The organism is Pseudomonas sp. TE3-3-F2023 (assembly GCF_036784815.1).
Classification (GTDB): Bacteria; Pseudomonadota; Gammaproteobacteria; order Pseudomonadales; family Pseudomonadaceae; genus Aquipseudomonas; species Aquipseudomonas pudica.
The window spans coordinates 2,920,554-2,939,521 of sequence record NZ_CP145113.1; the positions used below are offsets into that span (position 1 = coordinate 2,920,554).

22 protein-coding genes are annotated in these 18,968 nt (G+C 61.7%); 17 read left to right on the forward strand and 5 right to left on the reverse strand.

The annotated features are described in order from the left end of the window. Positions 1–175: 175 nt before the first annotated feature. The 4 genes from V3314_RS13280 to V3314_RS13295 all read left to right on the forward strand — a co-directional run bounded on the left by V3314_RS13280 (position 176) and on the right by V3314_RS13295 (position 3,839). Positions 176–1,318: a hypothetical protein gene (locus tag V3314_RS13280; protein WP_135002003.1), complete on the forward strand. Its 1,143-nt coding sequence runs from the start codon at positions 176–178 to the stop codon at positions 1,316–1,318. 33 nt (positions 1,319–1,351) lie between these two features. Beyond that, positions 1,352–2,467 carry a glycosyltransferase family 61 protein gene (locus V3314_RS13285; RefSeq protein ID WP_046614073.1) on the forward strand — a complete coding sequence of 372 codons (1,116 nt, stop codon included), beginning with the start codon at positions 1,352–1,354 and terminating at the stop codon, positions 2,465–2,467. Positions 2,468–2,592: 125 nt separating this feature from the next. Beyond that, positions 2,593–3,162, forward strand: coding sequence for an SPOR domain-containing protein (locus V3314_RS13290; protein ID WP_025338525.1), 570 nt, complete (start codon positions 2,593–2,595; stop codon positions 3,160–3,162). 251 nt (positions 3,163–3,413) lie between these two features. Further along, complete coding sequence (locus V3314_RS13295) at positions 3,414–3,839, forward strand: GTP pyrophosphokinase (RefSeq protein ID WP_046614072.1); 426 nt, start codon at positions 3,414–3,416, stop codon at positions 3,837–3,839. 14 nt (positions 3,840–3,853) lie between these two features. On the opposite strand, the gene V3314_RS13300 is transcribed toward V3314_RS13295, so the two are convergent. Both V3314_RS13300 and V3314_RS13305 read right to left on the reverse strand, forming a co-directional pair. Then, positions 3,854–4,096: a DUF1654 domain-containing protein gene (locus V3314_RS13300; protein ID WP_085600450.1), complete on the reverse strand. Its 243-nt coding sequence runs from the start codon at positions 4,094–4,096 to the stop codon at positions 3,854–3,856. 124 nt (positions 4,097–4,220) lie between these two features. Further along, entirely contained in the window at positions 4,221–5,309 is a 1,089-nt protein-coding gene (locus tag V3314_RS13305) for an asparaginase (protein ID WP_108480173.1), read from the reverse strand. A 403-nt stretch (positions 5,310–5,712) separates the two neighbouring features. Between V3314_RS13305 and V3314_RS13310 the strand changes: the two genes are divergently transcribed. The 7 genes from V3314_RS13310 to V3314_RS13340 all read left to right on the forward strand — a co-directional run bounded on the left by V3314_RS13310 (position 5,713) and on the right by V3314_RS13340 (position 12,738). Then, positions 5,713–6,669, forward strand: coding sequence for a sugar ABC transporter substrate-binding protein (locus V3314_RS13310; RefSeq protein WP_196188598.1), 957 nt, complete (start codon positions 5,713–5,715; stop codon positions 6,667–6,669). A gap of 21 nt (positions 6,670–6,690) precedes the next feature. Next, on the forward strand, positions 6,691–8,244 hold the full coding sequence (locus tag V3314_RS13315) for a sugar ABC transporter ATP-binding protein (protein ID WP_196188597.1): 1,554 nt from the start codon (positions 6,691–6,693) through the stop codon (positions 8,242–8,244). After that, positions 8,241–9,236 (forward strand): ABC transporter permease, encoded by a 996-nt coding sequence (locus V3314_RS13320; protein ID WP_046614068.1) that lies wholly within the window; start codon positions 8,241–8,243, stop codon positions 9,234–9,236. The genes V3314_RS13315 and V3314_RS13320 overlap by 4 nt, the downstream gene beginning before the upstream one ends. A 4-nt stretch (positions 9,237–9,240) precedes the next feature. Then, a complete protein-coding gene (locus V3314_RS13325; protein WP_046614067.1) occupies positions 9,241–10,263 on the forward strand; it encodes a LacI family DNA-binding transcriptional regulator in 1,023 nt (340 codons plus the stop codon). A gap of 15 nt (positions 10,264–10,278) precedes the next feature. Next, positions 10,279–11,187 carry a ribokinase gene (gene rbsK, locus V3314_RS13330; protein ID WP_046614066.1) on the forward strand — a complete coding sequence of 303 codons (909 nt, stop codon included), beginning with the start codon at positions 10,279–10,281 and terminating at the stop codon, positions 11,185–11,187. Further along, entirely contained in the window at positions 11,184–11,582 is a 399-nt protein-coding gene (gene rbsD, locus V3314_RS13335; RefSeq protein WP_085600460.1) for a D-ribose pyranase, read from the forward strand. Before rbsK ends, rbsD begins: the two co-directional genes overlap by 4 nt. A 154-nt stretch (positions 11,583–11,736) precedes the next feature. Then, positions 11,737–12,738 carry a nucleoside hydrolase gene (locus tag V3314_RS13340; RefSeq protein WP_196188832.1) on the forward strand — a complete coding sequence of 334 codons (1,002 nt, stop codon included), beginning with the start codon at positions 11,737–11,739 and terminating at the stop codon, positions 12,736–12,738. On the opposite strand, the gene V3314_RS13345 is transcribed toward V3314_RS13340, so the two are convergent. Then, positions 12,710–12,922, reverse strand: a complete 213-nt coding sequence (locus V3314_RS13345) for a hypothetical protein (protein ID WP_003260960.1) — start codon at positions 12,920–12,922, stop codon at positions 12,710–12,712. The genes V3314_RS13340 and V3314_RS13345 overlap by 29 nt on opposite strands. A gap of 276 nt (positions 12,923–13,198) precedes the next feature. On the opposite strand from V3314_RS13345, the gene V3314_RS13350 reads away from it, so the two are divergent. Then, positions 13,199–13,519 carry an I78 family peptidase inhibitor gene (locus tag V3314_RS13350; RefSeq protein WP_003260961.1) on the forward strand — a complete coding sequence of 107 codons (321 nt, stop codon included), beginning with the start codon at positions 13,199–13,201 and terminating at the stop codon, positions 13,517–13,519. Between the two features lie 165 nt (positions 13,520–13,684). Here V3314_RS13350 and V3314_RS13355 read toward each other — a convergent pair whose 3' ends face one another. After that, positions 13,685–13,897 carry a cold-shock protein gene (locus V3314_RS13355; RefSeq protein WP_003250656.1) on the reverse strand — a complete coding sequence of 71 codons (213 nt, stop codon included), beginning with the start codon at positions 13,895–13,897 and terminating at the stop codon, positions 13,685–13,687. Between the two features lie 162 nt (positions 13,898–14,059). Then, positions 14,060–14,365 carry a hypothetical protein gene (locus tag V3314_RS13360; RefSeq protein WP_025338540.1) on the reverse strand — a complete coding sequence of 102 codons (306 nt, stop codon included), beginning with the start codon at positions 14,363–14,365 and terminating at the stop codon, positions 14,060–14,062. Positions 14,366–14,703: 338 nt separating this feature from the next. On the opposite strand from V3314_RS13360, the gene thrS reads away from it, so the two are divergent. The 5 genes from thrS to pheS all read left to right on the forward strand — a co-directional run bounded on the left by thrS (position 14,704) and on the right by pheS (position 18,943). Then, positions 14,704–16,626 carry a threonine--tRNA ligase gene (gene thrS, locus V3314_RS13365; protein WP_013972004.1) on the forward strand — a complete coding sequence of 641 codons (1,923 nt, stop codon included), beginning with the start codon at positions 14,704–14,706 and terminating at the stop codon, positions 16,624–16,626. Then, positions 16,626–17,177, forward strand: a complete 552-nt coding sequence (infC, locus tag V3314_RS13370; protein ID WP_013972005.1) for a translation initiation factor IF-3 — start codon at positions 16,626–16,628, stop codon at positions 17,175–17,177. Before thrS ends, infC begins: the two co-directional genes overlap by 1 nt. Before the next feature lie 61 nt (positions 17,178–17,238). After that, positions 17,239–17,433, forward strand: coding sequence for a 50S ribosomal protein L35 (gene rpmI / locus V3314_RS13375; protein ID WP_003250667.1), 195 nt, complete (start codon positions 17,239–17,241; stop codon positions 17,431–17,433). Positions 17,434–17,460: 27 nt separating this feature from the next. After that, positions 17,461–17,817, forward strand: coding sequence for a 50S ribosomal protein L20 (rplT, locus tag V3314_RS13380; RefSeq protein WP_003250671.1), 357 nt, complete (start codon positions 17,461–17,463; stop codon positions 17,815–17,817). 109 nt (positions 17,818–17,926) lie between these two features. Further along, positions 17,927–18,943 carry a phenylalanine--tRNA ligase subunit alpha gene (pheS, locus tag V3314_RS13385; RefSeq protein ID WP_013972006.1) on the forward strand — a complete coding sequence of 339 codons (1,017 nt, stop codon included), beginning with the start codon at positions 17,927–17,929 and terminating at the stop codon, positions 18,941–18,943. Positions 18,944–18,968 lie beyond the last annotated feature (25 nt).

Consider the following 18,968-nt stretch of genomic DNA (forward strand, 5'->3'; position numbering starts at 1 on the left):
CTCCAATGGCTAATCATTGAATAATCAATGAGTAAGCGTGTCTTGACAGACCTTTTCCGCAGATCTTTAATCTTTTGGTATCTGGCACCTTGGGGCGTTTAAGTGCCAAAGGTTGTTGGGTGTTTATTTGGCAGTACTTATTACCTGTTAACTGGATAAGCTCCAAGGACATGAAATGAGAGAGCACATACGAAAGCTCATAACGCCGTCGATGCGCTTCGAAATAAGAAAGTTCTTGACTTGGGCCCAGGATATAATGGGGCGTGCGTGTTTGTGGCGCTGGGAAATTACCAGTTTTCGGCTGCAGACAAGTAACGACTACGAAGTTTTATATGTCGGTCGAAAGAGCCGCAAGGAGATGGCCAAGCTGCTCATCGGCGGTAAACCCGAGGTCGACACCAAACCCGGCGATAGCACGCAACAGCGTGGCGTCGCGCCCCATAGGGTGCTGATCAGCGAGATGCCCAGTGCAGGTGCCCTGTACGTGCCCCATTATCTGAGTGCCATCATCCCACTGGGGCGTCCGCTGGAGGAGATCATCGCCCGCTACGACGGTGAACTGCGCCGCAACATCCGCAAGTGTCGGCCGCTGTACCGCATGCAGCAGGTGCTGACGGACGAGGAGATCGGCAAGGCCGACCGGGAAATGTTGCAGCCTTATGCCCAGGCGCGGCATGGCCTGCATGCCCAACAGTTCGATTCCCAGGACGTGTTGCGCATCGCCAAGACCGTTGGCCGGCTCGACCTCGTGATGAAAGGCGACGAGGTTGTAGCCTGTCATTTCGGTTGTGTAATTACCCGGGCCGGCAAGCGCTATTGGAGCACGCTTCGCTTTGGCTACCCGGAGGCCGTCTTCAACGACCCGAAACGTCTGCGCGAGGTCAACTCGATCACTACCTTCATGGCCCTGGAGTGGGCCATCGAGCAGGGTTTCGATTATTACGATATCGGCCAATGTCTGGCACGTCCGGACGATGGGCTTTTGAAATGGAAGCGCCGGCGCGGTGGTGATGTGGATACCTTGGGCAACCAGGCCTTCATGTTCGTCCGGCTACCGAAGACCGGTATCGCCAAGTTTCTCTGGGAATTCCCGTTATTTGCCGTCGAGGGCAGCAGGCTCACACTGCATCTGGGTTTGCCGGATGGGCCAAGTGACGAGGAAATTGTCGACCGCTATCGCGAAATGGTCTTCGGTGGTTTGTTCAAGATATACATTTACTGTGCGAAAGCGCCTGGCGAACTGCTGTTGGAGAACTTGCGCGATCGATATGCTCACTTTCAGTCCCCTCCCATTCTGGAAAAAGTAGTGTGCAACTGAGCATGAAAGATAGCCTTTCAATGAGAGCGCTTGATGATGAACGATATTTCGGATGTACACACGAAGGGATCTGACCGTAAAGGCTGGAGCCTGGCCGCATACAAGTACCTTGCGAGAAAGTGGCTGGTACGAAAACCGTCAGAGAACCTGAAGAGCCTTGCGGCCAAGACTTGGGATATCGCCCCCGCCGAGGTCACCCCGGCGCCTCCCGCTTTCTTTCTGCCGAACCAGCTGGAGCGAGTGACCGGCTGGGAAGAGAAACGTTTCTTTCCTTTCGAGCATCCGCGGCGAACCATGGAGGGGCTGGGCAGCGTCGCACAGGCCCCTACCAGGGGCTATCTGATCAAGGACGTCATTCTGATCGATGGCGCACTGTACAAGAACAATGCAAGCTTCTGGCTGTCTGACCGGCCCAGCGGGTTGCCGCGAATCGTCGTGGAGCAGGAGATCGAGCGTGGGGCCGCTTATTGTTCACGTTACGGCAACCGCTGGTTTGGAACATGGCTGGCCGAGGATTGCGTCACCTATGCTTTGGCCCGTAACGAAGGCGTGCCGGTTACCACCGCGCCCTCGGGCAGGTTCCCCCGTTTTTCCCAGGGTGCGCAATACGAAGAATGGCTTGGCATGCACCCACTTCGGCTACACACGGCCTTTTTTCGAGAGTTGGTGCTGTTCGATGACTTCAGCCACAACACAAACCAGTCCGAGCGATACCGCGCCATGGGCCGGAAGTTGTTGTCGCGGGTAAATTACAAGCCCCACCCGGGAGTCTTCATCTTGCGGGGTTGTGACGGAGATCTGCGCCTGCTGCGCAACGAACTACAGATTGCCGAACATCTGCAAAAACATCGCGGCTTTCGCATCCTTGCGCCTTTGGGGTGCGACCTGGCAACCATCGTGGAAACCTGTGCCGGGGCCAGGGTAGTGGTGGGCGTCGAAGGCAGCCAGCTCATCCACGGTATGAATGTGCTGGCGCCCGGCGCTTCGGTGCTGACGCTGCAGCCACCTGATCGCTTTGTCTGCTTCTACAAGTACCTGACTGACCGCGATCAGCAGCATTTCGGCTTTGTGGTCGGAATACCCGATGGCAGCGGCTTCCGCATCGACCTCGATGAGCTCGAACGGACCTTGGATCTGCTGCCGTCATGACGAGGCATGGCATGCCATGACTGCCTGAGGTGCATGGCCCTGGTTGCACGGTGTAACGTATGGTCGCGGTCCTTGCCCGGGATGGGCGTGCTAGAATCCGCGCCTTCGAATCTGGAGGTACACGCGTGCGCAAACTGGCTGTGGTAATGGCAGTGCTCGCCCTGGCGGGCTGTGAGAACGAGGTCGAAGGCGTGCACAAACAGGTGGCCGAACACCTGCACAACCCCAAGACTGCCAAGTTCGGCAACGTGCGGATCGACACCCAGGGCACCATCTGCGGCCAGGTCCGTGGCAAGGATGATGCCGGGCAGTACGAGGCCTACCGCAGCTACGTGGCGATCAAGCGCGATGGCCAGTATGAAATCATCGTCGACGACAGCGGCAACAACCTGCGCATCCGCGAGATGTGCGGCGGCGCCGAGCTGCAGCGCCGCGCCGAAGCCCTGGCAGGCCAGCCGGCCCCGCAAGGCTGGGATGTGGAAGTGATCCAGGGCGCCAACATGGGCGCGCTCAGCGACATGACTGCACGCCTGATCGAAAAGGGCATCCCGTCATCGGTGGAGTACCGCGACGGCAAGCCGGTGGTGCTGATGGGGCCGTTCCCCAGCCGTGAAGAAGCCGAAGCACGCAAGGCCGAGGTGATGGCCAAGCTGGGTACCGATTCAGTGGTGATCCAGCACGGCGCTGCGCGTTAAAAAGCCTGTAGGCGCACTCGAGGAACACCTGATCCATTGATCTGGCAGGGGCCTGTAGGAGCAGCCTTGTGCTGCGAAGAGGCCGGTACGGGCAACAGATATGCGCTGTCGGTACGGCCCTTTCGCAGCACAAGGCTGCTCCTACAGGGCGCGCGCCAGCCTCCGGATTTCGAGCAGTCACACGCGCGCTAGACATTGTCCGCACAGTTTTGGCTATGCTTGGCAGGAAGAAGCCGAACGGGGAGGGCCTCATGTCTACACTGGAGCGGGCCATTGCCGTGGCCGCCAGGGCGCATGAAGGGCAATACGACAAGGGTGGGGCTGCTTATATCCTCCACCCGCTACGCGTGATGATGCGGGTTTCCACAACCGAACAACAGATTGTCGCGGTGCTTCACGATGTGATCGAAGACACCCCGCTGACCCTGGCCGACCTGGCGCGCGAGGGCTTTGCGCTGAAAATCCTTGCCGCCTTGTTGGCGCTCAGCCGCCGTGAGGGCGAGGCCTACCACGACTTCGTGGTGCGCCTGGGCGGTGACCCGCTGGCGCGCACCGTCAAGCTGGCCGACCTGGCCGACAACAGCGACCTTTCGCGTATCCCGTGCCCGGGCCCCACCGACCTGGCGCGGTTGGCGCGTTACCGCGAAGCCAGCGCCTACCTGCAGGCATTGGCTTGAGGTTGAACGCGCGGTCAGTCTTCCTTCGGTACGGTCCAGAAAATTTGCACGCCGCCATCGTCGCGGTGGGCGAGGGTGACGTTATCGTTTTCGGCAATTTCCTCGAGCAGGGTTTCCCAATCTTCCGGGGTTTCCTGCTCCAGACGGAAGATCAATGCCGCACGGCTGCGCTGGGCAGTGGGGCTGTTGATGATTTTCTGAATGCGCATACCCAGTTGTTCATAGCTGCTTGGGGTGGCGGAGACGGTGCTGGACACAAGTGTTTCCTTGTTTTTGCTGTATGCACATACAGTATTTCACTGTAAGTAATTTCGCAACAGTTAGACAGAAAACGCCCCGCCTAGGCAGCGGGGCTGTTTGCATTTCAGGGGCGGCTGGCGATCAGTACTCCCAGAAGATCCGCTGCAGTTCCTTGCTGTCCTGGGTCTTGGTCATCGCCACCATCGCCAGGATCCGTGCCTTTTGCGGGTTCAGGTCGTGGGCCACGACCCAGTCGTTCTTGTCGTCCGGCTGCTCGGCGTTGCGCAGCACGAAACCGCCTTGGTTGACGTGCGACGAGCGAATGATCTGCACGCCATTCTTGCGCAGTTCCTGCAGCGCCGGTACTACTCGCGACGACACCGAACCGTTGCCGGTCCCGGCATGGATCAGTGCCTTGGCTCCATTCTGCGCCAGCGCCTTGTAGGCGGTGTCGGTGACATTGCCATAGCCATAGGCAATGTCCACCTGCGGCAGGCTGCTGATCTGCTTGATGTCGAACTCGGAATTGACCGTGTGGCGCTTGGCCGGCAGGCGGAACCAGTAGGACTTGCCTTCCACTACCATGCCCATCGGGCCCCAGGCGCTCTTGAAGGCTTCGGTCTTGATGTTGACCGACTTGCTCACATCGCGGCCGGACTGGATCTCGTCATTCATGGTCACCAGCACGCCCTTGCCGCGCGACTGCTTGTCGCTGGCCACGGCCACGGCGTTGTACAGGTTGAGCATGCCGTCGGCGGACATGGCGGTGCCCGGTCGCATCGAACCGACGACCACGATCGGCTTGTCGGTCTTTTCCACCAGGTTGAGGAAGTAGGCGGTTTCTTCCAGGGTGTCGGTGCCGTGGGTGATGACGATGCCGTCCACGTCCTTGCTTTCGGCAAGTTCGGCAACGCGTTTGCCCAACTTGAGCAGGTCGTCGTTGGAGATGCTCTCGGAGGCGATCTGCATGACCTGCTCACCGCGTACATTGGCCAGCTCGGCCAGTTCCGGTACGCCCGCGATCAGCTTGTCGACGCCCACCTTGGCGGCCTGGTAAGTGGCGCTGTTGGCGGCGCTGGCGCCAGCACCGGCAATGGTGCCGCCGGTGGCGAGAATGACCACGTTGGCCAGCTTCTGCTGGGTTTCGGCTTCTTTGGCCGAGACGAAGGTTGGCAGGGCCAGCAGCAGGGCGAGTGCGCTGGGGGCGAAGGTTTTCAGTGCGGCATTCATCGTTATTGTTCTCTCTCTTCCTAATGAGATGGTTGTTTTGTCGCACAGGGTGCAAGGCAGGTTTCGTACCAGCCATGTGCGCGCTGCCTGTAGGAGCGGCCTTGTGTCGCGATGGGGCGCGTCGCGGACCCAGATTCACGGGTGAATACACAAATCGCCGGGGTTGCTGCGCAGCCCATCGCGACACAAGGCCCCCCCACATGAAGGTGCGTTCCATTCGGGATTCCGAACAAACTTAGGAAAAGACGTTCGGCTTTTCGGAAAAAATCCGGATAAACTGCGCCAAGCTCGACTTGACCTCCGACAGCCAAACGGATTTGACAAACCCCGGTCCTGTTTCCATAGTTAGGCAACGCAAACGTTTGCGATCCGACAAAAAACACAAGATTCGGAGTCATCGTTCATGAAACTGCCGTTCCCCGGTCGTCTGCTGGCCCTCGCTGTCATTTCCTCGCTTTCCCTGGCCCTGCCGTTTTCTGCCGCCCACGCCGAGGACAAGCCCAAGGTCGCCCTGGTCATGAAGTCGCTGGCCAACGAGTTCTTCCGCACCATGGAAGACGGCGCCAAGGACTACCAGAAAACCCACGCCGATGAATTCGAGCTGATCGCCAACGGCATCAAGAACGAGACCGACACTGGCGAGCAGATCCGCATCGTCGAGCAGATGGTCAACGCGGGCGTCAAGGCCCTGGTCATCGCCCCGGCCGACTCCAAGGCGCTGGTATCGGCGGTGAAGAAGGCCATGGACCAGGGCGTGGTGGTGATCAACATCGACAACCGCCTGGACCCGGCGCTGCTCCAGAGCAAAGGCATCAGCGTACCCTTCGTGGGCCCCGACAACCGCAAGGGCGCGCGCCTGGTCGGCGACTTCCTGGCCAAGCAGAAGCTCAAGGCCGGCGACCAGGTCGGCATCATCGAAGGCGTGCCGACCACCACCAACGCCCAGCAGCGCACTGCCGGCTTCAAGGACGCCATGGACGCCGCGCAGATCAACATCGTCTCGGTGCAGAGCGGCAATTGGGAAATCGACAAAGGCAACGCCGTCGCTGCCTCCATGCTCAACGAATACCCCAATCTGAAAGCCCTGCTGGCCGGCAACGACAGCATGGCCCTGGGCGCCGTGTCGGCCGTGCGTGCCGCCGGCAAAGCCGGCCAGGTGCAAGTGGTGGGCTACGACAACATCAACGCCATCAAGCCGATGCTCGCAGATGGCCGTGTGCTGGCCACCCTCGACCAGGCGGCCAGCCAGCAGGCGGTGTTTGGCATCCAGGCGGCGCTGAAAATGGTCAAGGGCGAGAAACCCGACGTGGATGCCGACAACGTCATCCAGACCCCGGTCCAACTCATCACCAAGCCCTGATAGCTGGCAGGAGAAACGGCCATGCCTGCATCGGCCAATGAAGTGGTGCTCGCTGCCAGCGGCCTGGGCAAGACCTACGCTCAGCCCGTGCTCGGCGAGGTCAGCCTGAACCTGCGGGCCGGCGAAGTGCTGGCGCTGACCGGTGAGAACGGCGCCGGCAAGAGTACCCTGTCCAAGCTCATCAGTGGCCTGGAAACCCCCACCACCGGGCACATGCGCTACCGCGGCCAGGTCTACGCGCCTGGCAGCCGCAGCGAGGCCGAGCGCCTCGGCGTGCGCATGGTCCTGCAGGAGCTGAACCTGCTGCCCACGCTGACCGTGGCGGAGAACCTGTTCCTCGACAACCTGCCTGGCCGCTTTGGCTGGATAAGCCAAAAGCGCCTGCGCCAACTGGCCAAGGCCGCCATGGCCCAGGTCGGCCTCGACGCCATCGACCCGGACACCCCGGTCGGCGAGCTGGGCATCGGCCATCAGCAGATGGTCGAAATCGCCCGCAACCTGATCGGCGACTGCCATGTGCTGATCTTCGATGAGCCCACCGCCATGCTCACCGCGCGCGAAGTGGAGCTGCTGTTCACCCAGATCGAGCGCCTGCGCCAACGTGGCGTGGCCATCGTCTACATCTCCCATCGCCTGGAAGAACTGCAGCGCGTGGCCCAGCGCATCGTCGTGCTGCGCGACGGCAAGCTGGTGTGCGACGAGCCGATCCAGCGCTACAGCAGCGCCGAACTGGTCAACCTGATGGTCGGCCGCGAGCTGGGCGAGCATATCGACCTGGGCCGCCGGCAGATCGGCGCGCCGCTGCTCAAGGTCGACAAGCTCAGCCGCGCCGACAAGGTACGTGAAGTTTCGTTCGAGGTCAGGGCAGGGGAGATCTTCGGCATCTCCGGCCTGATCGGTGCCGGCCGTACCGAGCTGTTGCGCCTGATCTACGGCGCCGACCGTGCCGACAGCGGCAGCATCGCCCTCGGCCAGCCTCCGCAGGTGGTCACCATCGACTCGCCCAAGGCTGCCGTGCAGGCCGGTATCGCGCTGATCACCGAAGACCGCAAAGGCGAGGGCCTGCTGCTGACGCAGTCGATCAGCGCCAACATCGCCCTGGGCAACCTCGGCGCGGTATCACGGGCCGGGGTGCTCGATGGCGAAGCCGAAGCGGCATTGGCCAAGCGCCAGATCCAGGCCATGCGCATTCGCAGTGCCGGCCCGCAGCAGGTGGTGGGCGAGCTGTCTGGCGGCAACCAGCAGAAGGTGGTGATCGGCCGCTGGCTGGAGCGCGACTGCCAGGTGCTGCTGTTCGACGAGCCCACCCGTGGCATCGACGTCGGCGCCAAGTTCGATATCTATGGCCTGCTGGCCGAGCTGGCGCGCCAGGGCAAGGCCCTGGTGGTGGTGTCCAGCGACCTGCGCGAGCTGATGCTGATCTGCGACCGCATCGCCGTACTGTCGGCCGGTCGGCTGATCGACACCTTCGAGCGTGACCATTGGAGCCAGGACCAGCTACTGGCCGCAGCCTTTGCCGGTTATCAGAAACGTGACGCACTGCTGCATGACGCAGCTCCCAGGATGGAAGCATGAAAACCACCCCGCTCGACAGCCAAGGCGCCGCACCGGTGCGCCGCAGTGGCACCTATCTTGGCCTGGGTACCTACCTGGGCCTGGCCGGCGCCTTGCTGGCGATGATCGTGCTGTTCTCGTTCCTCAGCAGCCACTTCTGGTCGTACAACACCTTCAGTACCTTGGCCAACCAGATTCCCGACCTGATGGTGCTGGCGGTGGGCATGACCTTCGTGCTGATCATCGGCGGCATTGACCTGTCGGTGGGCTCGGTGCTGGCGCTGGCGGCCTCGACGGTCAGTGTGGCGATTCTCGGCTGGGGTTGGGGCGTGCTGCCCTCGGCCCTGCTGGGCATGGCCGTGGCCGCGCTGGCCGGCAGCATTACCGGCGGGGTTACCGTGGCCTGGCGCATTCCGTCGTTCATCGTCTCGCTTGGCGTGTTGGAAATGGCCCGCGGCCTGGCCTACCAATTCACCGACTCGCGCACCGCCTATATCGGCGATGCCTATGCCTGGTTCTCCAACCCCATCGCATTCGGCATCTCGCCGGCGTTCATCATCGCCTTGCTGGTGATCGTGCTGGCCCAGTTGGTGCTGACCCGCACGGTATTCGGCCGCTACCTGATCGGCATCGGCACCAACGAAGAAGCCGTGCGCCTGGCCGGCATCGACCCGCGCCCGTACAAGGTGCTGGTGTTCGCCCTGATGGGCCTGCTTGCCGGTCTGGCCGCGCTGTTCCAGATCTCGCGCCTGGAAGCCGCCGACCCCAATGCCGGCTCCGGCCTGGAGCTGCAGGTGATCGCCGCCGTGGTCATTGGCGGCACCAGCCTGATGGGCGGGCGTGGCTCGGTCATCAGCACCTTCTTTGGCGTGCTGATCATTTCGGTGCTGGCCGCAGGGCTGGCGCAGATCGGTGCCAGCGAACCGACCAAACGCATCATCACCGGGGCGGTGATCGTCATCGCCGTGGTGCTCGACACTTACCGTAGCCGGCGTGCAGCCCGGCGGAACTGAGAACATGGCAACCATCAAAGACGTCGCGGCACTGGCGGGTATTTCCTACACCACCGTGTCCCATGTGCTGAACAAGACCCGGCCTGTCAGCGAGCACGTACGGCTGAAAGTCGAAGCCGCCATCGCCGAGCTCGACTACGTGCCCAGCGCCGTGGCCCGCTCGCTGAAGGCGCGCAGCACGGCCACCATCGGCTTGCTGGTGCCCAGCAGCGTCAACCCGTATTTTGCCGAACTGGCACGGGGCATCGAAGACGCCTGCGAGCGCAACGGCTACTGCGTGATCCTGTGCAACTCCGACGACAACCCGCAGAAGCAGCGCAGCTACCTGCGCGTGCTGCTGGAAAAACGCATCGACGGCCTGGTAGTGGCTTCGGTGGGCCAGGACAGCGACCTGGTGCAAAGCCTGGCTGGCGTGCGCACGCCAATGGTAGTCGTCGACCGCGAGCTGGATGGCGTGGATGCCGACCTGGTACGCATCGACCACGAGCAAGGCGCCTACCTGGCGAGCCGCCACTTGCTGGAGTTAGGCCATCGCGACATTGCCTATATCGGCGGCCCCGCCGAGACCGGGGTCACCCAGCTGCGCCTGAGCGGCTTCCGTCGCGCCATGGCCGAGGCCGGCGCACCGGTGCTTGGTGACCGCGTGCTGCATTGCGACTTCACCAGCCCCGGGGGCCATGCGGTGGCAACCCGGTTGCTGGAGGGCAGGCGGCCCACGGCGATTTTCGCCGGCAACGACATGATCGGCTTCGGCGTGCTGCGTGCCGCGGCCGAGCGCAAAATCAACGTGCCCGGCGAGCTGTCGGTGATTGGCTTCGACGACATCGAACTCAGCCGCTATGTGTACCCGCCGTTGACCACCGTGGGCCAGTCGATCCGCGAGTTGGGCGAAAGTGCCGCGTCGCTGTTGCTGGCGCGTATCGGCACACCCCGGCAGGGCGCGGCAGAGCAGCGCATCGTCGCCCCGCGCATCGTGCTGCGCGAGTCCACCGGGCCGCGCCCGGACCTGTTCAACGATTACCGCTAACGCTAAGGAAATGTGATGAGTGCCAAGGTCGTGGTAGTCGGTAGCCTCAACATGGACCTGGTGGCCCGCGCCCAGCGCCTGCCCCGGGCCGGCGAAACACTCCCCGGCGAAAGTTTTTTCACCGTGCCGGGCGGCAAGGGGGCCAACCAGGCGGTGGCCGTGGCACGCCTGGGCGGCAGCGTGGCGATGATCGGCAATGTCGGCGACGATGATTATGGTCGGCAACTGCACCGGGCGTTGTATGTGGAAGGCATCGACTGCCAGGGCGTCATCACTTGTCAGGGCGTGTCCAGCGGTGTGGCGCTGATCACCGTGGATGCCGCCAGCCAGAACTGCATCGTCATCATCCCCGGTGGCAACGGCCTGCTGACGCCACAGTCGGTGCAGCGGTTCGATGCGCTGCTGCAGGCGGCCGAGGTGATCATCTGCCAGCTGGAAGTGCCGGCCGACACCGTGGCCTGGACCCTGGCCAGGGGGCGTGAACTGGGCAAGCGGGTGATCCTGAACCCGGCGCCGGCGACCGGCCCATTGCCGGAGGACTGGTTCGCCCACATCGACTACCTGACGCCCAACGAAAGCGAGGCCGAAGCCCTGACCGGCGTGGCGGTGGCTGATCTGGACGGTGCCCGGCGCGCCGGCGAGCGCTTGCTGCAACTGGGCGCGGGCAAAGTGATCATTACCCTTGGCGCGCAAGGGGCCTTGCTGGTCACCCCTCAGGGCCACCAGCACTTCCCCGCGCCGGTGGTGCAGCCGCTGGATACCACCGCAGCCGGCGATACCTTCATCGGCGGCTTTGCCGCTGGCCTGGTGCGCGGCCTGGAGGAGGGCGAAGCCATCGCCTTCGGCCAGCGCGCCGCGGCCCTGTCGGTTACCCGCGCCGGCGCCCAGCCGTCGATTCCCTACCTGGCGGAGCTTGCGCCATGAAGAAAACCCCGCTGCTGAACGTCGCCCTGTCGCGGACCATCGCCGGCATGGGGCATGGTGACATCCTGGTGATCGGCGATGCCGGGCTGCCGGTGCCGCCGGGGGTAGAACTGATCGACCTGGCCGTCACGCCTGGCCTGCCGGATTTCGCCAGCGTATTGCGGGTTGTGCTGAGCGAGTTGCAGGTAGAGCGCCACGTGCTTGCCGAAGAGATGCAGAAAGTGGTGCCTCCGGCGCTGGTAGAGATCGAGCGGCTGAAGGGCAAGCTGGGCAAGCGCGAATGGCTGAGCCATGAAGATTTCAAGGAATTGTCACGCAATGCCCGTGCGGTAGTGCGTACTGGCGAGTGCCAGCCCTACAGCAACATCGCGCTGATTTCCGGCGTGACTTTCTGAAGGCGGGGGCTGCGCCCCCGAATCGCCGGCAAGCCAGCTCCCACAGGTACTGCACAATGCTTGAGGCCGATGCAGTACCTGTGGGAGCTGGCTTGCCGGCGATTGGGCCGCAAAGCGGCCCCAGAAACCCACCCAGGCAACAGGAGTGCCACCCATGCTCAAACCCCTGCTACAAGGAATCGCCCTCATGGCCGCAGCCACCACCCTCCAGGCCGCCCCCATCGACCTGATCATCGACACCGACCCCGGCGCCGACGACGTGGTCGCGCTGTTCCTGGCCATGGCCTCGCCCGACGAGCTCAACATCCGCGCCATCACCACCGTGGCCGGCAACGTGCGCCTGGAAAAAACCTCGCGCAACGCCCGCCTGGCCCGCGAATGGGCCGGCCGCGAAGACATCCCCGTGTACGCCGGCGCCGCTCGCCCGCTGGTGCGCAAGCCGATCTACGCTGCCGACGTGCACGGCGAAGAAGGCCTCACCGGCATCCAGGTGCACGAGCCGAAAGCGCCGCTGGCCCAAGGCAATGCCGTGCAATACCTGGTCGACACCCTTGGCACCGCCAAGCCCCACAGCATCACCGTCGCCATGCTCGGCCCACAAACCAACCTGGCCCTGGCGCTTATCCAGCGCCCGGACATCGCCAAAGGCATCAAGCAAGTGGTGGTCATGGGTGGTGCCCATTTCAACGGCGGCAACATCACCCCGGCGGCGGAATTCAACCTCTATGCCGACCCGCATGCCGCCGAAGTGGTGCTGGCCAGCGGTGTGCAACTGACCTACCTGCCGCTGGACGTCACCCACAAGCTGCTGACCAGCGACGCCCGCCTCAAGCAACTGGCGGCGGTGAACAACCAGGCCAGCAAACGGGTGGTGGATATACTCAACGCCTACATCCTTCACGACATGGACATGTACGGCATGCCCGGCGGCCCGGTGCACGACGCCAGCGTCATCGCCTACCTGCTCAAGCCCGAGCTGTTCAGCGGCCGGCGCATCCATGTGAGCATCGACAGCCGCGAAGGCCCCAGCTTCGGCCAGACCCTTGCCGACTGGTACGGCGTGCTCAAGCAGCCTGCCAATGTGATGTGGGTGGAGGAGGGCGATGCCCAGGGCCTGTTCGACCTGCTCAGCGCCCGTTTGGCGCGATTGGAATAGCCGTGTGCGGCGCGTAGCGCTCGAACACCTGGTCGAAGAAGCTGCGTGCCGCCTCGGCGCCGCGATCGCGCACCAGCAGGTCGATGGCAATCAGCAGCAACTCCTCCGGCGTGCCAGGGCTGTACGCGCTCTGGCCTTCGGCCCATTTGACCTTGATATCGGCTTCGATGCTGTGGCTGCTCATGAAAGGCTCTCGCTTGGGGCCCGGGACGAAGGGGCGAACACCTGACCCTGGTGTTCGATGGAGGCGGGGTGCGCTCCACTTCTTGCACTAAATCATGACTTTGCGTCAGTGACCTTGCGGCTTAAGCATATGGCAAACGCAGCAGGTTGTGCAAAATCCGGTCACGATTGCGTTTTCGCCTCTGCTGGTGAGTTCAGGCAGACTTGACCGGTTTTGCAACAAAAGATGAGCGGAACTGTCGGATCAGACAGTTCCCGGACCGATTTAGGAGGCTTCATGTTCCGTACCCGTGCTTACCTGGCAACCCTGGCGGTGGCTGCTGTCCTGGCTGGTTGCAGCACTGGTGGCAATTCTGCTGGTGGCGCTGCGCCAGCCACGCCGGCAGGCAACGATGGCCGCTGCGAAGCCAGCGGCGCCGATTTCGCCATTGGCAAGCCAGCCAGCGCCGAGCTGCTGGAGCAGGCGCGCAAGGCCAGTGGCTCGCAGATGGCCCGCATTCTCAAGCCGCACGACGTGGTTACCCTGGAGTACCGCTCCGAGCGCTTGAACCTGAATGTGGACGAGCAGGGCAAGGTGGTTCGCGTCAACTGCGGTTGACCTTAAGGCCTCATCGCCGGCAAGCCAGCTCCCACAGGTACAGCACAGGCCTTACCCTTGGCGCCGCACCTGTGGGAGCTGGCTTGCCGGCGATGAGGCCGGTAAAGGCAATAGATGCCATAAAAAAACCCGCCACAAGGGCGGGTTTTTTTACAGCTATCCGAATTACTCCGGACGAACCTGTGCAGCCTGCATGCCCTTCTGGCCGCGCTCGGCGACGAAGGAAACAGTCTGGCCTTCTTTCAGGCTCTTGAAGCCGTCAGATTCGATGGCCTTGAAGTGAACGAACAGGTCGTCGCCGCCGCCTGCTGGGGTGATGAAGCCGTAGCCTTTCTCATCATTGAACCATTTGACGGTGCCTTGTTGGCGATTGGACATGGGTGAATCTCCAGAACATTTAGTTTTTTCAGTGGTGCAATGCGGCCGAGGCTACGGAGCACGGAACACATCATAGTCTAATTCTGCGCATCTAGCGCCTTTTACCTTCGCAGGATATTGATCCAGCGCAAAGAATGGCTGGCCTGCTCTGGCTTTAAGGTTTCAGCTCTTCGGTGCGCAGGCCTGTTTCACGACCGTCTGGGCTTTCTGCATCAGCTTGGCGTCCACGCCATCGTTGCTGTCGAGGTCGGCAATCTCCGCGTCGGTGAAATTCTTTTTGATGGTTTGCGCGCCACAGTCGCAGTGTTTTTTCGCAGTCGCAGCGTCAACACCTTGGCCTTGAGCCACTTGCGTGCACTGGCTCATGTAGGCGGCTTCCTTCCCGGCCGGGAAGTTGCCGGCGTTCGCAGCCATGGGCAGCAGCAGGGCCCCAGCGGCCGCCAGGGCCAGAAGAGACGGAACTCGCATAACCGGTTACTCCTTGGGTTAAGGTCTCATCAAGAGTAGGTTGCTTCCCAAGGTCTGATAGGAATTTTTCCGCGTAAGTTCAGCCGAAGTCTGTAATTTCCAAATATTTCTGCCTGGCATGCAACCCGCGTGCTAGCATGCTCGGCTTGCAGCTGACAACGTGCAGCCTGCAGCTATCTTTTTTCTTTCCAGTCACTCTGGTTCGTCCCTGGCAAGCCGAAAGGCTTCTGCCACTGTGAGGCAGGCTTCCCGTTGCGGGAAGGCAGGTCGGATCTTGTACTGGCTCATCCCAACCCACGTGACCTTTGGTAGGGGTCACCACTAGGAGAGGAGGCGCCATGCCCGTTATTACTCTTCCCGATGGCAGTCAACGTTCGTTCGATCACGCCGTATCCGTAGCCGAAGTGGCCGCTTCGATCGGCGCCGGTCTGGCCAAGGCCACCGTGGCCGGCAAGGTCGACGGCAAACTGGTCGATGCCTGCGACCTGATCAGCAACGACGCCACCCTGCAGATCATCACCCCTAAAGATGAAGAGGGACTGGAGATCATCCGCCACTCGTGCGCCCACCTGGTCGGCCACGCGGTGAAACAGCTGTACCCGACCGCCAAGATGGTGATCGGCCCGGTCATCGACGAAGGCTTCTACTACGACATCGCCTACGAGCGCCCCTTCACCCCTGAAGACATGGCTGCCATCGAAAAGCGCATGATGGAGCTGATCGACAAGGACTACGACGTCATCAAGAAGGTGACCCCGCGCGCCGAAGTCATCGACGTGTTCAAGGCCCGTGGCGAAGACTACAAGCTGCGCCTGGTCGAAGACATGCCGGATGAGCAGGCCATGGGCCTGTACTACCACGAAGAATACGTCGACATGTGCCGCGGCCCGCACGTGCCGAACACCCGCTTCCTCAAGGCATTCAAGCTGACCAAGCTGTCCGGCGCCTACTGGCGCGGTGATGCCAAGAACGAGCAGCTGCAGCGCGTGTACGGCACCGCCTGGGCCGACAAGAAGCAGCTGGCGGCATACATCCAGCGCATCGAAGAAGCCGAAAAACGCGACCACCGCAAGATCGGCAAGCAGCTCGATCTGTTCCACCTGCAGGAAGAAGCGCCGGGCATGGTGTTCTGGCACGCCAACGGCTGGACCGTGTACCAGGTACTCGAGCAGTACATGCGCCAGGTTCAGCGCGTCAACGGCTACCAGGAAATCAAGACCCCGCAGGTTGTCGACCGCATCCTCTGGGAGCGTTCCGGCCACTGGTCCAACTACGCCGAGAACATGTTCACCACCTCGTCGGAAAGCCGTGACTACGCGGTTAAGCCGATGAACTGCCCGTGCCACGTGCAGGTGTTCAACCAGGGCCTGAAGAGCTACCGCGACCTGCCGCTGCGCCTGGCCGAGTTCGGTGCCTGCCACCGTAACGAGCCGTCCGGCGCCCTGCATGGCATCATGCGCGTGCGTGGCTTCGTGCAGGACGACGCGCACATCTTCTGCACCGAAGAACAGGTGAAGAAAGAAGCCGCCGACTTCATCAAGCTGACCCTGGACGTGTACAAGGACTTCGGCTTCACCGACATCGCGATGAAGCTGTCGACCCGCCCGGCCAAGCGCGTGGGTTCCGAAGAGCTGTGGGACCGTGCCGAAGGCGCACTGGCCGACGCCTTGAACGAATCGGGCCTGGAGTGGGAATACCAGCCGGGCGAGGGCGCCTTCTACGGCCCGAAGATCGAGTTCACCCTGCGCGACTGCCTCGGCCGTAACTGGCAGTGCGGTACCCTGCAGTACGACCCGAACCTGCCAGAACGCCTGGATGCCAGCTACATCGCCGAAGATAACAGCCGAGTTCGCCCGGTCATGCTGCACCGTGCCATCCTTGGTTCGTTCGAGCGCTTCATCGGCATGCTGATCGAGCACTACGCTGGCGTGTTCCCGGCCTGGCTGGCACCCACCCAGGCCGTGATCATGAACATCACCGACAAGCAGGCCGATTTCGCCCTCGAGGTGGAAAATACCCTGAACGGTAGCGGTTTCCGTGCCAAGTCGGACTTGAGAAATGAGAAGATCGGCTTTAAAATCCGCGAGCATACTTTGCTCAAGGTCCCGTACCTTTTGGTTATAGGGGATCGCGAAGTCGAAACGCAGACCGTCGCAGTACGCACCCGTGAAGGCAAAGACCTCGGCTCCATGCCGGTGGCTGAATTCACGCAGCTGCTCAACAGCGCTGTTGCCCAGCGCGGTCGCCTAGAATCGGAGTAATGACTATTAAGCGTGAAATGAGAAACGATAAACGAACTGCACCGAAAGCCCCGATCAACGAGAATATCTCGGCACGCGAGGTTCGGTTAATTGGCGCTGACGGCGAGCAGATTGGCATCGTCTCGATTGATGAAGCGCTTCGTATCGCTGATGAAGCGAAGCTGGATCTGGTGGAGATCTCCGCCGACGCGCAACCGCCCGTCTGCAAGGTGATGGACTACGGCAAGCACCTCTTCGAGAAGAAGAAGCAGGCCAACGAAGCCAAGAAAAACCAGAAGCAGATCCAGATCAAAGAAATCAAGTTTCGTCCAGGGACGGAAGAAGGGGATTACCAGGTAAAACTACGCAACCTGGTACGTTTCCTTACCGATGGGGACAAGGCCAAGATCTCTCTGAGATTCCGCGGCCGTGAGATGGCCCACCAGGAGCTGGGCATGGAGCTGTTGAAGCGGGTCGAAGCCGACCTCGCCGAATACGGCTCCGTTGAGCAGCATCCTAAGATGGAAGGACGCCAGCTTATGATGGTCATCGCCCCCAAAAAGAAGAAGTAATCTCCCGGGCACGGCAGGCCTGATGATTATTGTGTAATTTTATCGAATGCGGAGTTCCAACATGCCAAAAATGAAAACCAAGAGCGGTGCTGCGAAGCGCTTCCTGAAGACCGCTTCCGGCTTCAAGCACAAGCACGCTTTCAAGAGCCACATCCTGACCAAAATGTCGACCAAGCGTAAGCGTCAACTGCGCGGTGCCAGCCTGCTGCACCCGTCTGACGTGGCAAAAGTCGAGCGCATGCTGCGCGTACGTTAATTCTGGTTTAGATAGAGGAAGTTACTCATGGCTCGTGTTAAGCGTGGCGTCATCGCTCGTAAGCGTCACAAGAAAATTCTGAAACTGGCTAAAGGCTACTACGGTGCACGCTCGCGCGTATTCCGCGTTGCCAAGCAGGCTGTCATCAAGGCAGGTCAATATGCCTACCGTGACCGCCGTCAGAAGAAGCGTCAGTTCCGCGCACTGTGGATCGCTCGTATCAACGCCGGTGCCCGCACCAACGGTCTGTCCTACAGCCGTCTGATTGCTGGCCTGAAAAAGGCTTCGATCGAAATCGACCGTAAGGTTCTGGCCGATCTGGCAGTGAACGAAAAAGCGGCGTTTGCTGCGATTGTCGAGAAAGCTAAAGCCGTTCTGGCTTAAGTACCCGCGACAATCACCCGGCGGCGCTAGCGCCGTCGGGCATTGAACGTCATCGATAGGGGAAGAGCCTTCAAAGCTCTTCCCCTATTTTCGTATCTGGAGTCTGTACATGGAAAACCTGGATGCGTTGGTCTCCCAAGCCCTTGAGGCCGTGGAGCGCGCTGAAGACATCAATACCCTGGAACAGATCCGGGTGAACTATCTCGGCAAGAAAGGCGAGCTGACCCAGGTGATGAAGACCCTGGGCAACCTGCCAGCCGAAGAGCGGCCGAAAGTCGGCGCGCTGATCAACGACGCCAAAGAGCGCGTCACCGTTGTGCTCAATGCCCGCAAGGCCGCCTTCGAAGAAGCCGAGCTCAGCGCTCGCCTGGCTGCCGAATGCATTGACGTCACCCTGCCAGGCCGCGGCCAGGCCACCGGTGGCCTGCACCCGATCACCCGTACACTCGAGCGCATCGAGCAGTTCTTCACCCACATCGGCTACGGCATTGCCGAAGGCCCAGAGGTGGAAGACGACTACCACAACTTCGAAGCGCTCAACATCCCAGGCCACCACCCGGCCCGGGCGATGCACGACACCTTCTACTTCAATGCCAACATGCTGCTGCGCACCCACACCTCGCCGGTGCAGGTGCGGACCATGGAGTCCACCCAGCCGCCAATCCGCATTGTCTGCCCGGGCCGCGTGTACCGCTGCGACTCGGATATCACCCACTCGCCGATGTTCCACCAGGTCGAAGGCCTGCTGATCGATCGCGATATCAACTTCGCCGACCTCAAGGGCACCATCGAAGAGTTCCTGCGCGTGTTCTTCGAAAAAGAACTGGCGGTACGTTTCCGCCCATCGTTCTTCCCCTTCACCGAGCCGTCCGCCGAAGTCGACATCCAGTGCGTGATGTGTTCCGGCAAAGGCTGCCGCGTGTGCAAGCAGACCGGCTGGCTGGAAGTGATGGGCTGCGGCATGGTGCACCCGAACGTGCTGCGCATGTCCGGCATCGACCCTGAAGAGTTCCAGGGCTTCGCCTTCGGCATGGGCGCCGAGCGCCTGGCCATGCTGCGCTACGGCGTCAACGATTTGCGTCTGTTCTTCGATAACGACCTGCGGTTCCTTGCCCAATTCCGCTAGGCCCAATCGACGCACATTCTAGGAG

Excerpts from the sequence above, each read along its gene's own strand:
- V3314_RS13280 (WP_135002003.1), top strand. The coding sequence starts at position 176 with ATGAGAGAGCACATACGAAAGCTCATAACGCCGTCGATGCGCTTCGAA.
- V3314_RS13285 (WP_046614073.1), top strand. The coding sequence starts at position 1,352 with ATGATGAACGATATTTCGGATGTACACACGAAGGGATCTGACCGTAAA.
- V3314_RS13295 (WP_046614072.1), top strand. The coding sequence starts at position 3,414 with ATGTCTACACTGGAGCGGGCCATTGCCGTGGCCGCCAGGGCGCATGAA.
- V3314_RS13305 (WP_108480173.1), bottom strand. The coding sequence starts at position 5,309 with ATGAATGCCGCACTGAAAACCTTCGCCCCCAGCGCACTCGCCCTGCTG.
- V3314_RS13310 (WP_196188598.1), top strand. The coding sequence starts at position 5,713 with ATGAAACTGCCGTTCCCCGGTCGTCTGCTGGCCCTCGCTGTCATTTCC.
- V3314_RS13315 (WP_196188597.1), top strand. The coding sequence starts at position 6,691 with ATGCCTGCATCGGCCAATGAAGTGGTGCTCGCTGCCAGCGGCCTGGGC.
- V3314_RS13320 (WP_046614068.1), top strand. The coding sequence starts at position 8,241 with ATGAAAACCACCCCGCTCGACAGCCAAGGCGCCGCACCGGTGCGCCGC.
- V3314_RS13325 (WP_046614067.1), top strand. The coding sequence starts at position 9,241 with ATGGCAACCATCAAAGACGTCGCGGCACTGGCGGGTATTTCCTACACC.
- rbsK (WP_046614066.1), top strand. The coding sequence starts at position 10,279 with ATGAGTGCCAAGGTCGTGGTAGTCGGTAGCCTCAACATGGACCTGGTG.
- rbsD (WP_085600460.1), top strand. The coding sequence starts at position 11,184 with ATGAAGAAAACCCCGCTGCTGAACGTCGCCCTGTCGCGGACCATCGCC.
- V3314_RS13340 (WP_196188832.1), top strand. The coding sequence starts at position 11,737 with ATGCTCAAACCCCTGCTACAAGGAATCGCCCTCATGGCCGCAGCCACC.
- V3314_RS13345 (WP_003260960.1), bottom strand. The coding sequence starts at position 12,922 with ATGAGCAGCCACAGCATCGAAGCCGATATCAAGGTCAAATGGGCCGAA.
- V3314_RS13350 (WP_003260961.1), top strand. The coding sequence starts at position 13,199 with ATGTTCCGTACCCGTGCTTACCTGGCAACCCTGGCGGTGGCTGCTGTC.
- V3314_RS13355 (WP_003250656.1), bottom strand. The coding sequence starts at position 13,897 with ATGTCCAATCGCCAACAAGGCACCGTCAAATGGTTCAATGATGAGAAA.
- V3314_RS13360 (WP_025338540.1), bottom strand. The coding sequence starts at position 14,365 with ATGCGAGTTCCGTCTCTTCTGGCCCTGGCGGCCGCTGGGGCCCTGCTG.
- thrS (WP_013972004.1), top strand. The coding sequence starts at position 14,704 with ATGCCCGTTATTACTCTTCCCGATGGCAGTCAACGTTCGTTCGATCAC.
- infC (WP_013972005.1), top strand. The coding sequence starts at position 16,626 with ATGACTATTAAGCGTGAAATGAGAAACGATAAACGAACTGCACCGAAA.
- rpmI (WP_003250667.1), top strand. The coding sequence starts at position 17,239 with ATGCCAAAAATGAAAACCAAGAGCGGTGCTGCGAAGCGCTTCCTGAAG.
- rplT (WP_003250671.1), top strand. The coding sequence starts at position 17,461 with ATGGCTCGTGTTAAGCGTGGCGTCATCGCTCGTAAGCGTCACAAGAAA.
- pheS (WP_013972006.1), top strand. The coding sequence starts at position 17,927 with ATGGAAAACCTGGATGCGTTGGTCTCCCAAGCCCTTGAGGCCGTGGAG.